The 12,127-nt window shown below is 64.3% G+C and carries 14 protein-coding genes; 2 read left to right on the forward strand and 12 right to left on the reverse strand.

Annotation, left to right across the window (positions count from 1 at the left end; all coding sequences use genetic code 11):
• From H5T60_05570 to H5T60_05625, 12 genes are all read right to left on the reverse strand, one after another.
• Nucleotides 1-172: (2Fe-2S)-binding protein (locus tag H5T60_05570; protein MBC7241897.1), on the reverse strand; the 172-nt coding region annotated here is incomplete at its 3' end.
• 45 nt (nucleotides 173-217) lie between these two features.
• The gene (nuoF, locus tag H5T60_05575) at nucleotides 218-3,328 is read right to left on the reverse strand and encodes an NADH-quinone oxidoreductase subunit NuoF (protein MBC7241898.1); all 3,111 of its coding nucleotides are present in this window, start codon (nucleotides 3,326-3,328) and stop codon (nucleotides 218-220) included.
• A 63-nt stretch (nucleotides 3,329-3,391) separates the two neighbouring features.
• Nucleotides 3,392-3,862: a ferritin family protein gene (locus H5T60_05580; protein ID MBC7241899.1), complete on the reverse strand. Its 471-nt coding sequence runs from the start codon at nucleotides 3,860-3,862 to the stop codon at nucleotides 3,392-3,394.
• Between the two features lie 17 nt (nucleotides 3,863-3,879).
• A complete protein-coding gene (locus H5T60_05585) occupies nucleotides 3,880-4,254 on the reverse strand; it encodes a (2Fe-2S) ferredoxin domain-containing protein (protein ID MBC7241900.1) in 375 nt (124 codons plus the stop codon).
• 21 nt (nucleotides 4,255-4,275) lie between these two features.
• Nucleotides 4,276-4,863 (reverse strand): ATP-binding protein, encoded by a 588-nt coding sequence (locus tag H5T60_05590; protein MBC7241901.1) that lies wholly within the window; start codon nucleotides 4,861-4,863, stop codon nucleotides 4,276-4,278.
• Complete coding sequence (gene nuoE / locus H5T60_05595; GenBank protein ID MBC7241902.1) at nucleotides 4,860-5,351, reverse strand: NADH-quinone oxidoreductase subunit NuoE; 492 nt, start codon at nucleotides 5,349-5,351, stop codon at nucleotides 4,860-4,862. The genes H5T60_05590 and nuoE overlap by 4 nt, the downstream gene beginning before the upstream one ends.
• Nucleotides 5,352-5,427: 76 nt before the next feature.
• Nucleotides 5,428-6,171 (reverse strand): PHP domain-containing protein, encoded by a 744-nt coding sequence (locus H5T60_05600; protein MBC7241903.1) that lies wholly within the window; start codon nucleotides 6,169-6,171, stop codon nucleotides 5,428-5,430.
• On the reverse strand, nucleotides 6,168-6,527 hold the full coding sequence (locus H5T60_05605; GenBank protein ID MBC7241904.1) for a serine kinase: 360 nt from the start codon (nucleotides 6,525-6,527) through the stop codon (nucleotides 6,168-6,170). Before H5T60_05605 ends, H5T60_05600 begins: the two co-directional genes overlap by 4 nt.
• Before the next feature lie 49 nt (nucleotides 6,528-6,576).
• Nucleotides 6,577-7,530, reverse strand: a complete 954-nt coding sequence (locus H5T60_05610; protein MBC7241905.1) for a CBS domain-containing protein — start codon at nucleotides 7,528-7,530, stop codon at nucleotides 6,577-6,579.
• Nucleotides 7,531-7,614: 84 nt separating this feature from the next.
• Complete coding sequence (locus H5T60_05615; GenBank protein ID MBC7241906.1) at nucleotides 7,615-7,974, reverse strand: hypothetical protein; 360 nt, start codon at nucleotides 7,972-7,974, stop codon at nucleotides 7,615-7,617.
• Between the two features lie 224 nt (nucleotides 7,975-8,198).
• Nucleotides 8,199-9,740, reverse strand: coding sequence for a M1 family metallopeptidase (locus tag H5T60_05620; GenBank protein ID MBC7241907.1), 1,542 nt, complete (start codon nucleotides 9,738-9,740; stop codon nucleotides 8,199-8,201).
• A 25-nt stretch (nucleotides 9,741-9,765) separates the two neighbouring features.
• Nucleotides 9,766-11,295: a M1 family metallopeptidase gene (locus tag H5T60_05625; GenBank protein ID MBC7241908.1), complete on the reverse strand. Its 1,530-nt coding sequence runs from the start codon at nucleotides 11,293-11,295 to the stop codon at nucleotides 9,766-9,768.
• 169 nt (nucleotides 11,296-11,464) lie between these two features.
• On the opposite strand from H5T60_05625, the gene gatC reads away from it, so the two are divergent.
• Together gatC and H5T60_05635 are read left to right on the forward strand one after the other, a co-directional pair.
• Complete coding sequence (gatC, locus tag H5T60_05630) at nucleotides 11,465-11,752, forward strand: Asp-tRNA(Asn)/Glu-tRNA(Gln) amidotransferase subunit GatC (protein ID MBC7241909.1); 288 nt, start codon at nucleotides 11,465-11,467, stop codon at nucleotides 11,750-11,752.
• Nucleotides 11,753-11,823: 71 nt separating this feature from the next.
• Nucleotides 11,824-12,127: Asp-tRNA(Asn)/Glu-tRNA(Gln) amidotransferase GatCAB subunit A (locus H5T60_05635; GenBank protein ID MBC7241910.1), on the forward strand; the 304-nt coding region annotated here is incomplete at its 3' end.

A 12,127-nucleotide genomic window follows, 5' to 3' on the forward strand; every position in this document is an offset into this window, starting at 1 on the left:
GCTGTTTGGCAACTTCCACCAGGCACATGCGGCACCCGCCCCAGGCAGAGAGGGCCGGGTGCTCGCACAGGGTGGGGATATCTACGCCGGCCGCGCGGGCGGCCTGCAAAATGGTCTGCCCGGTCTGGGCAGTGATCTTCTGACCGTTGATGGTGATATTCACCGTGGCCATCGGTCGCTTTGCCTCCTTGACACGTTCATGTGTTCCCTCGGTTCATCACGCCGGCTGGTGGGTCTTCTGCTGGGCGGCCATAACGGCGGCCTTATCCTTGCCCGTGACCTCCAGCCATTCCAGGTCGCACCGCAGACAGCGCCGGCATTCTTCCCTGGCCGCCTGCTCCGACAGCCCCAGCTCGACCTCGGCGAAAGTGCGGCGCCGCTCGGCCGGCTCCAGCTCCGGCATCTTGGGCCGGCGGGCGTTGACGTATTCTTCCATGTTGTAGGTCAGCTCGGGGAAGTGGTACGGCGGATTGTACTCCGGCTTGGTGGCCTTGCCGGTATGCAGGTAAGCATCTACGGACTGGGCCACCAGGTTGCCCTGGGCCACCGCCTGGATGACGGACGCCGGCCCCAGCGCGGCGTCGCCGATGGCGAAGACGCCGGCGCGGGTGGTGGCGAAGGCCTTATCCACCACGAAAGTGCTGTCACGGTTGGTCTGGATGCCGTCCTCTTTGAGCCAGGAGAGGTCGGTCTGCTGGCCAATGGCCGGGATGACCACGTCGGCTTCCATGATGAATTCGGAGCCTTCGACGGGGATGGGCCGGCGCCGGCCGGTGCGGTCGAACTCACCCAGCGTCTGGTGCACCAGCTCCACGCCGGTGACCTTGCCGTCGCCGACAATGCGCACCGGGTTGACCAGGTAGTGGAAGATGACCCCTTCCTCCTCGGCGGCGCGGATTTCGTCCTCATAGGCCGGCATCTCGGCGCGGGTGCGGCGGTAGACCACATTGACCTCGCTGGCGCCCAGGCGCAGGGCGGAGCGGGCCGCGTCGATGGCCACGTTGCCGCCGCCCACCACCACGACGCGCTTACCGGTCAGGTCGGGGGCGCGGCCGAGGTTCATCTCCCGCAGGAATTCCACGCCCGGCATGACGCCCTCTTTGTCCTCGCCCTCGATGCCCAGCCGCCGGCTCTTATGGGCGCCGATGGCCAGCACCACCGCCTTATAACCCTGGCGCATCAGGTCGTCAATGGTGAAGTCGCGGCCGAGCCGCTGGTTGTAGCGGATCTCCACGCCGGCGCGCAGGATGTTCTCGATCTCGATATTGAGCACGTCGCGCGGCAAGCGGTAGTCGGGGATGCCGACGGCCATCATGCCGCCGGCCACCGGCAGGGCCTCGAAAATGGTCACCGGGTAGCCCATCTGGGCCAGGCGCAGGGCGGCGGTCAGGCCGGCCGGGCCGGCGCCCACCACCGCCACCTTGTCGGACTTGGGGGTGCCGATGCGCGGCGGTGTCCAGGGGTTCTTCATCTCCTGGTCGGCCATGAAGCGCTTGATCTGGCGGATGGCGATCGGTTCGTCAATATCGCCGCGCCGGCACTTGGACTCGCAGAAGGCCGGGCAGACGCGGCCGCATGCCAGGGCGAAGGGGTTGCGCTCGCGATGGATGGCCAGCGCCTCGGCGTAGCGCCCCTGTTCGGTGAGGGCGATGTAGGCCGGCACGTCCACGCCGGCGGGGCAGGCGTTCAGACAGCGGGCGATGGTCAGTTCCTTGCACTGGCCGGCGGGGCACTTCTTGTCCTCGATGTGGGCGATGTACTCGTCCATGAAGTAGCGCAGGGTGCTCATCACCGGGCCGGGCGTCAGTTGGCCGAGGGCGCAGAGGGAGCCGGACTCCATACCCTCCGCGATCTCCTTAATGGTCTCGATATCCTTCATGGTGCCCTTGCCCTCGGTGATGCGGGTCAGCACCTCCAACATGCGCTTGCCGCCCACGCGGCAGGGCACGCACTTGCCGCACGATTCGGCCTGGGCAAAGGTCAGGAAGAACTTGGCGAACTCCACCATGCAGGTGTCTTCGTCCACCACGATCATGCCGCCGGAACCCATGACGGCGCCGACTTCCTTCAGGGAGTCGAAGTCCACCGGCACATTCAGGTGTTCGGCGGTGATACAGCCGCCCAATGGGCCGCCGGTCTGCACCGCCTTGAACTTCTTGCCGTTGGGCACGCCCCCGCCGATGTCGAAGATGATCTCGCCCAGGGTGATGCCCATGGGCACCTCGACCAGGCCGGTGTTATTGACCTTGCCGGTGAGGGCGAAGATGGCGGTGCCGGGGCTTTTCTCGGTGCCGATGCTGGCAAACCACTGGGCGCCGTTGACGATGATCTGCGGGATGTTGGCGTAGCTCTTGACGTTGTTGATGTTGGTGGGCTTGCCCCACAGGCCGGAGACGGCCGGGAAGGGCGGGCGGGGACGCGGTTCGCCGCGCCGGCCCTCGATGGAGGCCAGCAGGGCCGTTTCCTCGCCGCAGACGAAGGCGCCGGCGCCCTCCTTGATGTGCAGGTGGAAGCTGAAGTTTGTGCCCAGGATGTTGTCCCCCAGGAAGCCATATTCCTCCGCCTGCGCGATGGCGATCTTCAGGCGCTTGATGGCCAGGGGATACTCGGCGCGGCAGTAAATGTAGCCCTCGCGCGCCCCGACGGCATAGGCGCAGATGAGCATGCCCTCGATGAGGCTGTGCGGGTCGCCCTCGATGATACTGCGGTCCATGAAGGCACCCGGGTCACCCTCGTCGGCGTTGCAGACCACGTACTTGATGTCGCCGGGGGCCTTCTGGGTGAACTGCCATTTCAGGCCGGTGAGGAAGCCGGCGCCGCCGCGGCCGCGCAGGCCAGAGGCCTTCACCTCCTCGACCACATCCTCCGGCGTCATGGAGCTCAGCACCTTGGCCAGCGCCTGATAACCGCCGCGGGCAATGTATTCCTCAATGTTCTCCGGATCGATCAGGCCGCAGTTGCGCAGGGCAATGCGGAGCTGTTTCTCATAGAAGGGAATCTGATGGTAGTACGGTACCGCCTTGTGTTCCTCAGGCTCTTTATACGTCAGGCGCTCGACGATGCGGCCCTTGACCAGGGTTTCCTCGACGATCTGGGGCACATCGTCAGCGCGCACCAGGCAGTAGAAGATGCCCTCGGGGTAGATGATCATCACCGGTCCCATGGCGCAGAAACCGCGACAGCCGGTCTGGACCAGGCGCACCTCGCCGTCCAGGCCGCGCCGGCCCAGTTCGGCTCGCATGGCATCCATGACGGCATGGGAACCGGATGCGGTACATCCTGTGCCACCACATACCAGCACGTTGGCACGATACAGTGGTTCGGCCATTCGGGTCCTCCTTCCGCAGAATAGTCAACCGTGTTTCACGGGCAGTGTGTCCGGATCGCGAACTCAGAACTGCTGATACACGATATCCTCGTACATGCTCTCAAGCTTGCGCTTGTGGGTCAGCTCCTCGTTGGCCAGGAACTCGAACAGGTTGCGCACGGTCTCGTCGCAGGTGACGCCGGCCATGGTGGCGTACAGGTCGTGGGATTCTTTCTCCCGCCGGATGGCCACCGTCAGCACCGCCTGCAGGTCCGCCTGCTCATCCAGCTTCTCGGGGACGAAATGATCGCCCAGTTTGAGGTCCTGGACCTTCTTGAACTCCCCTTCGACGATCTCCCAGGTCAGGCCGCGCTTCAGCAGGCCCTCCAGCTTGGCCTTGTGGCCCAGCTCGTCCTTGGCCAGCTCTTCCAGCATGGCCTTGGAGTTGGGGTCCTGCACCCGGCCGGCGGCGTTAACGTACATGGCGTGGGAGTCCTCCTCCCCCACGATGGCCTGCCGGATGATATCTTCAATGGTCTTCCAGTAATCGCTCATGGTTTTCTCTCCTAATATTACTTGTTGGCGCTCTCTTCCATACGGGCCACCACCCATTCTTCCACGACGCGGCCGTTGATGAGATGCTCCTCGATTAACCGGGGCACGCGATCCGGTGTGACCTTGCCGTAGGTGATGCGGCCTTTGCCGGCCTGTTCGATATCCACCAGCGGCTCATGCACGCACATGCCGATACAGCCGACGGTCTTGACGTGGGCTTCAATTTGGTGTTTGTTCAGCTCCTCCAGGATAGCGTGCATGGTCTCGCGGGCGCCGGCGGCGATGCCGCAGGTGCCCATGCCCACGGTGATGACGGTGCCAGTGTCCATGCGCACTTTCAGCTCTTTCTGCGCTTCCTCCCGCAGTTTCTGCAGTTCCTCAATGGATTTGATCTTGGGCATTGTATTCCCTCCTCAGCCTTCCTCTGGTAGGGTCTGGTCTGCGCCGGCCGGCGAAGCATCCCACAGGCTGGCCTCTCCCTGGCGCAGATACTCGTACAACCACTGACGGATCTTCGGATGGGTCAGGGGAACATCCCCTAATGTTTCCCGCAGTTCGCGGGTGTCCAGCACGAACTCCCGTCCGTTCACCCGATGGATGTAGCGCACTTCGACCGGCCGCTCGGCCAGCAGGATGGTCATCAGCGAGGCCGGCATGTCCCCCAAGGGGGCACGGTCGATGTGGCTGTGCTGGAACTCGGCGGTGACGGTGGTGCCCTGGCCCGGGGCGGATTGGATCGTGAGCCGGCCGCCGCACTGCTCCGCCGTGGCCTTCAACAGCGGAAGCCCCAATCCCACCTTGCGGGTCTTGCGCGTCGTGAAAAAGGGGTCGGTGACACGCCGCAGGGTCTCCGCGTCCATGCCTCGGCCGTTGTCCATCACCCGGATGGTCAGGCGGTCTTCCGCCAGGTCCTCGTCTATTTCGATGGTAATGTGCGTTGCGCCGGCTTCCAGGCTGTTCTGAACGATGTCCAGAATATGCAGAGACAGTTCGCGCACTATGACAGACTCTGCAGGATTTCCAGCATTTTCTGCGGGGTCAGGTGGCCGTACACCGTCTCATCAATGACCGCCACGGGTGACAGGCCGCAGGACCCCAGGCAGTACACGACCTCCAGGGTGTATTCGTAGTCCGGCGTCGTTTCCCCGGGTTTAATGCCCAACTGTGACTGCAGGGTATCGATGATTTTCGAAGCGCCGCGCACGTGGCAGGCGGTGCCGTCGCAACAGCGGATGATATGCTTGCCGCGGCGGGTCAGGTAGAACTGGGCATAGAACGTGGCCACGCCGTAGAGGTCGCTCAGCGGGATGTGCATTTTGCGCGAGATGTGCTCCAGGGCCTGGCGCGGCAGGTAGCCGAAGATAGCCTGAGTCTCCTGGAGGATGGGGATGACGACCCCCTTCTTGCCGGCATATTTCTCCAGGATCTCGTCCAGTGGTGCCAGGTCCAGCGTCTCTTCTGCGGCTTGCTGTTTCTGCAGTTCCGCCATGTTGGTATCCCCTCCGTTCGTGATAATGAATGCGGGAGAATATTACCCTATCCCATGCCGGCGGCGCGTACGCCGCTCATGTCACCCATACCTTGCGCCCATCCACCCCGGCCAGCGCCCGCTGTAGTTCTGCCAGGGTCGGTTCCGCCACCCGGAAGAGCGTGCGGCCCCCCATCTCGCTGAGCCGATGGGCGTCGCCGTTGGTGATCAGCGTCCGTCCGGCCAGTTGGGGGAAGCGCTCCAGCGCCTGCGCCGGCGTCAGCCGAGGGGTGATCTCGACGGCCGGGATGTGCAGGCCAGGCGGAATAATCCCCAGGTTGCTTAGCAGGCTGAAGGCCGGCCGGTCCACATGGGCCGGTATCACCAGCCCGCCGAGCGCTTCCACCATGGTAACGACCTGCTCCACCGAAAGGGAGGTGGAGGTTTGGAGCAGTCGCTCCTGAAACCGCAGGAACTCCCCCTCGGCGTCCACCACGAGCTGACTGCCGAAGGTCTCTTCGCGGTTGGGCAGATCCGGCAGGTGCTGATAGACCTGTTCCTGCCAGGCCAGCGCCGGCTCCAGCGCCTCAAACAGGCAGAGCAGGTGGACCTCTTCGCGCGTTTGCACTTCCATGCCCGGCAGTACGGCGATGCCGGCGCGGGCGCCGGCTTCCATGACGGCGCGGGCGTTCTCCGCCGAGTTGTGGTCTGTCACCGCCAGCCACTGGATGCCCAACCGCTGTGCCTGCCGGATGATGAGCGGCGGAATCATCTCGATCTCCGCGCAGGCGGAGAGCACCGTGTGCAGGTGGAATTCCGCCGGCAGGTACAGCAGGCTCATCCCTCATCGATCCCGGGCACTCCCGCCCTGGCCAGTCGTGCGACGATGGTGAAGGTGGTCAGCGGCGTGGCGAACAGGGCGACGTTCTCTGTGCGCGCCTTCTCAATGGTTGCGGCGTCGATCTTGGCGATATCCGCGCATTCGGTGATGATGACGCCGGCCAGGTCCAGCAGGGAAGCGACAGCGACGACGTTGGGATGGGTCTGGAGCGTGACCCAGATGTTGCCGGCGCCGGCCCGGGCCATCACACAGCTCAACAGGTCGGAGGCATAACCTCCGCTGATCTCCTGTTCCGGTGTCTGCGGCGGGACGAGCGTCGTGATGTCGGGTAACCCGGTTATCTCTCGGATTTTCATGCCTGTCAGCCTCCACTCACCACGCTGTACCCGCCCGAAATTCGCGTTTTCAGGAGGTGCTGGGAGCGCGATCTCCCAACACACCCTCCTCTTTCAGGTAGAACAGCACTTCCAGGCGGGTGCCCACCCCTACCTGCGAATCCAGCATCATCTGGTCAGAACAGCGTTTGATGTTCAGCAGGCCCATGCCGGCGCCAAAGCCCAGATCGCGGATCCAGTCCGGCGCGGTGGAGAATCCCGGCTGCATGGCCTGCTCGATGTCCGGGATGCCCGGACCATCATCCATTGCCAGCAGGCGCACCTTATCGGGATGGATTTCCGCGATCAGGTCGCCGCCGTGCAGGGTGTGGATGATGAGGTTCATCTCGGCCTCATAGGCGGCGATGGCCACGCGGCGGGCAAAGCCTGGTTGGGCACCCAGGCGGTAGAGGGCTTTCTTGATCTTGCTGGAAGCTTCGCCGGCTTTCTGTAGCTCCTGGGCAGGGATGTGGTAGCACAGGATGAGGCTGGTGCGATCGGAGCTGATGTCTTCGAAGATGTGGCTGGCGCGATAGCGGCGGATCTCTTCCTGATGGTAGCCCAATCCGATAGCGTGCAGTAACCCGCGCGTGATATCTCCGCTGGTCAGGATGCCGACCAACTGTCCGTTGGAATCGAGCACCGGCAGTCGGCCGATGCCGTGCTCCTCAAAGCGCTTGACCGCTTCCACTACCGAGTCGTGTGCGCTCACCGTGATGACCTGGCGGGACATCTTTTCCCCTACAGTGGCCTGCATCTCCCCTCTCTCGAGGGCTTTGATCAAATCCTCAATCGATATGACTCCGACGAGTCGGTTATCCTGTACGACAGGGACGCCCGATATCCGGTTGATCCGCAGGATTTCCTTGAGCTGGTCGATTCGGGTGTCAGGGGTGACGGTGATCACTGGCCGGCTCATGACCTGCTCGATTTTCAGTTCGTAGATAAGCTCCTGAACCCTGGTGATCTCGGGTATTGCTGTCACTGGGACATCCCGTTCCCTGACATCGCCGGCACCTTTGCGATGGCGTGGGTGGGGGCGCGTGCCGGCCCATGCGCCGCGGCCGGCTCAGCTCTCGCCCACGAAGTCACAGCTTCCCATGCCGGCTTGATACAGGCGTCCGCACATCTCGAACATGGTGTATTTGGCCGCAATGAGCGGGATGCCCTTCTCTTCGGCCAGGGCAATGGTCTCCTGCGGGGGCAGTTTGCCGCGCACGAAGACGATGGCGGCGATATCGGCCATCTCGGCCGTGCGCACCACCTGCGGGTTGGTCAAGCCGGTCAGCAGGAGGGCCCGTTCCTTGGCGAAGGAGAGCACATCGCTCATGAGGTCCGCGCCGCAGGCGCGGTCAATTTCCATATCCAGATCGGCGTTGCGGGTGAGCACCACCCCTTCCACCACTTGGACGATGTCCCGAAGTTTCATCGGTTTAGCCTCTTTATCGCGGCGCGGGCCGGCGGTCGGCCGTGCCAGGTTGTATGGTTGGATGAAGGGAGCGCGCCGAGATCATTCTCATCTCGCGATACATATCACTAGTATATCCGGTGTCGATTATAACATGTTTCACAAGTTTTGTCAACCGCAGGGCCGGCGGCCGGCTGTCTCCCCCCACCTGGGCTGACGGGTCTCCCGCCGACCCGGTTCGTATTTTACTTCACAAATCCCCATTCGACAAAGAAGGGATCGAGCGGATGAGGTGTGTAGGTCTGGGCCAGGGCGAGGAAATCGCCGGCAGTGGCAATCCGATAGCGGAAGCGCTCCGCGTACCCCCGCAGGAAGGCGAAAAAGGCCTCATCCCCCATTTCCTGCCGCAGTGCGTGCAAAAAGAGGGCCCCTTTGTCGTACACCACGGGGCCGTAGGCGTCACGAGGATATGCGGCCACAGGAAGATTGATGGGCAGATCACGGCCCTCTTCGAGGAGCCGGCGCGCCGGCTCCTCGAAGATCTCCTGAAAGAGCGCCGCGGCTTCTTGCTGGCCGGCGGTGCGTTCGAAATACAACCAGGCGCTGTAGTTGGCCAGCGCCTCGTCCAGCCACGGCTCGCGGAGCTGGTCGTTCCCCACCAGGCCGAACCACCATTGATGCGCTATCTCATGCAGTACCACCCAGGGTAGGCGCCGGCTTTGGTCCCCCTGGTACATGTGCCGGCCCAGGGAGATGATGCCCGGATACTCCATGCCGGCGGCCAACAGGGGTGTCTCGACCAGCTCCAGCTCGCGATAGGGATACGCTCCGAACCATTCCTGGAACTGGCGCAGGCCATCTGCGGCAAGGCGCAAGGCCTCGACGCCGGCGGTGCGGTCCTCGGGGAGGAAATAGGAGCGCACCGTGATATCTCCCACAGAGCGGCTTTCCGCCTGAAAGTACGGGCTGAGCGCCACCATGATATCCCGCGCCGGCCCGCTGACGTAGGTCTCTGTGCGGGTGCCGGCGTGCCGGCGCTCCTCGACGCGCGTGCCGGTGCCGGACAACACCATGTTGTCCGGCAGGGTCAACTGCATGCGGAACAAGGCGGTCTCGGCGAACAAGGCGTCCCCGTACGGCTCGGGCAGGTCCAGGTCCCAAGCGCCGTCCCGCCGTGCCGGGACGAGGGGCACCATGCCGGCCAGGCTCATGATGCCGTCGCGGGCCACCAGCTCCTGGTAGCCGTCCGGCGCCGATTCCGGTACCACCAGCCGGTAGGTGAGGGCAATGTGCGCGGTCTGGCCCGGCGCCAGCGCCGGCGCCAACGTCAGCCAGACTGCCGTCCGCTCCACCGCGTACTCGAAGGTGATGGGCCGGCCGTCCCGCTCGGCGCGGAGGATGTCCAGCCGGCCCTGGCGGTAGGGCAGATTGGCGTAAAGCCGCAGAGGCAGTTCCGAGAGGGAGGAAGCGCCGGCGTTGGTATAGGTGATATGGAGGGACGCCTGCACGGTGCGTTGTGCGGGGGAGATGTCAGCCCGCAGGTCGTAGCATGTGGCATGGACCAGATCAGCCAGCTCCTCCGCGTACCCCGGCCGCATGGCCAGCGTCTGTTCGCTCAGCCATGCGGCCGGCAGGGGCGCAAATGTCGGCTCACTGGCAGGGGTTTCCCATAGGGTAGGCGTTGCGGTGGGGCTGGCCGGCCGACAGCCGGCGCAGATCAGCAGGAAGCCCAGGACCAGCCAGGTGATAGGGCCGGCCAGCCCCAGGGCAGGCCTTCTTGTTCTCATGGGCACCCATCCACGGTGAACGCCGCTACGGCGCCGCCCCTTCAGCAGTCAGCACCCACTGCTGGATGAGCGGGGTCAGATCGCGGCGCGACACCTCGCCGGCGACCTGGAAGAAGTCGGCCGGCGCGGCGATGCGGAAGCGGTACTGGCGGACATAAGCCTGCAGGATGGCGTAATACATGTCGTCGCCCACGGCGCGCCGCAGGGCGTCGAAGAACAGGGCGGCTTTGGCGTAGACCATGCTCTCGTACAGACGCTGGCTGACGAACTGGTCCGCCGGCTGTGCCAGCACCTTGTCCTGGCCCTGGGAGCGCGCGTAGGCATACGGCCCCTCCCAGCGCAGTGTGCGCAGGCGCTCCGCCTCCTCCCTCCCGAACACCCGGGCATAATACGTGTAGGAGGAGTATTCCGCCAGCCCCTCATCGAGCCAGGCGCAGTTATATGGGTCGTTCCCCACCTGGGCATACCACCATTGATGCGCCACCTCGTGTATGGTCAGATAGCGCAGTTCATCGCGATGGGAGCGGTAGGTGTCCATGCCCAGCAGGTTGAGGCCGGAGAATTCCATGCCGTGGAAGGTCAGCGGAGCCTCTGCCACGGTCATAACAGTGAAGGGGTAAGGGCCGTAAGCGTCGGAGTAGACGCAGAGCGCGGAGGCGGCATAGTCGAGGGCGGCCTGGCCGGCGGCGCGGTCCTCGGGCAGAAAAAAGGAATGGATGCGGGCGCCGCAGGCCTCGCGCACCAGCTCCTGATAGCGGGCATGCCCCAGGATGACGAAGTCCCGCACCGGGCCGGCGCGCCAGTGTACCTGCTTCACGCCGCCCTCCTGCAACTGCTCCTCCACCTGCATCCCCGTGCCGGCCAGCGTGAGGGAGGTCGGCAGGGTGAGCCAGACGTCGTAGAAGGCGGCCTCGCTGAAGCTGGCATCGGCGAAGGCCGGCGGGATATCCAAGTGCCAGCCCTGGCCGTTGTGCACCGCCAGCGTGGGGTAAAAGTAGGGCAGGCTGAGGAAGCCGGCGCTCTCGCCGAACAGCACCCACCCCTCGTCCACGGCCGGCCACGACAGCGTGAAGGCCGCGTCCAGCTCCGCCCACTGCCCCGGCTGGATGGGGGGTGTGCAGGGGATCTTCAGCGCGGTGTCGGCGCGGTCGTACTCGAAGGGGAGGGGACTGCCGGCGGACCAAACGCCGGAGATGCGCAGTGTCCCACCGTACTGGGGCAGGTTGGGATAGAGGCGCAGATACAGCTCATAGATCGGGTTTTGCTCGCGGTTGGTGAAGCGCAGGTGCATTTTGCCCTGCAGGGTGCGCTCGGCCGTGTTCAGGGTGGCGGTGATGGTGTAGCGGGGCAGTCCTTCCCAGTAGCGCACCTCCTCGGGCTCCCATGTGCTCAGCAAGGGGCGGTAGGGTTCCAGCGCGGAGGGGGGAGCGGCCGACTGTGCCGGCCGACAGCCGGCCAGGAGCACGGCTGTCCCCATCAGCGCGATAAAAATGACGCCGATGGCCAGCAAGCCGTAGATGCCTCTGCGCGTGACGTGCCCGCCAGATCGTTCCATGATGACACCCGTTGATGCCAGGAGTGTGCGGCTGTTCCCATTATAGCACAGCCGGCGGCCGGCGGCAGTGCCGGCGCATGCCCTTAAACTTAATTTGTCGGCATATAGCGGGTGGTGTTATAATGGCACCGGCTCAAATGCCGTAATCCGAGACAGGGCGAGGGGCGAGATGAAGCTGACGTTGGAACAAGTCGAGCATATCGCAGAGCTGGCCAAGTTGGGTCTGACGGACGAGGAAAAGGAAGGGTACCGCGTACAGCTCTCTGCTATCCTGGAATATGCCGACATGATCCAGCAGTTGGACACCGAGGCCATCCCACCCACGGCGACGGTGCTACCCCTGCGCAATGTCATGCGGGATGATGAAGTGACCCCATCCCTGCCGGTCGAGGAAGTGCTGGCCAACGCCCCCGATGTGGAGGACAACTGCTTCCGCGTCAAGGCCATCCTGGGATGATGGGATGGCACAGCCGGCATCCCTGAGCAGACGCACCATACCACGTTGCGGAACCGCGGGAGGAAGCAATATTGGCGCTGTATGAGCTGACCATCCGTGAAGCCCGCGCCCTTCTGCGCAAGGGCGAGATTTCCTCGGTTGAGCTGCCGTATGCTGTGCTGGAACGCATCGAGGCGCTGGACAGCAAGGTCCGCGCCTATCTGACCGTCACCCCGGAGCTGGCGCTGGAACAGGCCAAGGAGGCGGATGCCCGCCGGGCCGCCGGCGAAGATGCGCCCCTCCTCGGCATCCCCATGGCCATTAAGGACGTCATCTGCACAAAAGGCGTGGAGACCACCTGCGGCTCGCGCATTCTGAAGGGCTTTGTGCCCCCTT

The organism is Anaerolineae bacterium, from assembly GCA_014360855.1.
Taxonomy (GTDB): Bacteria; Chloroflexota; Anaerolineae; order JACIWP01; family JACIWP01; genus JACIWP01.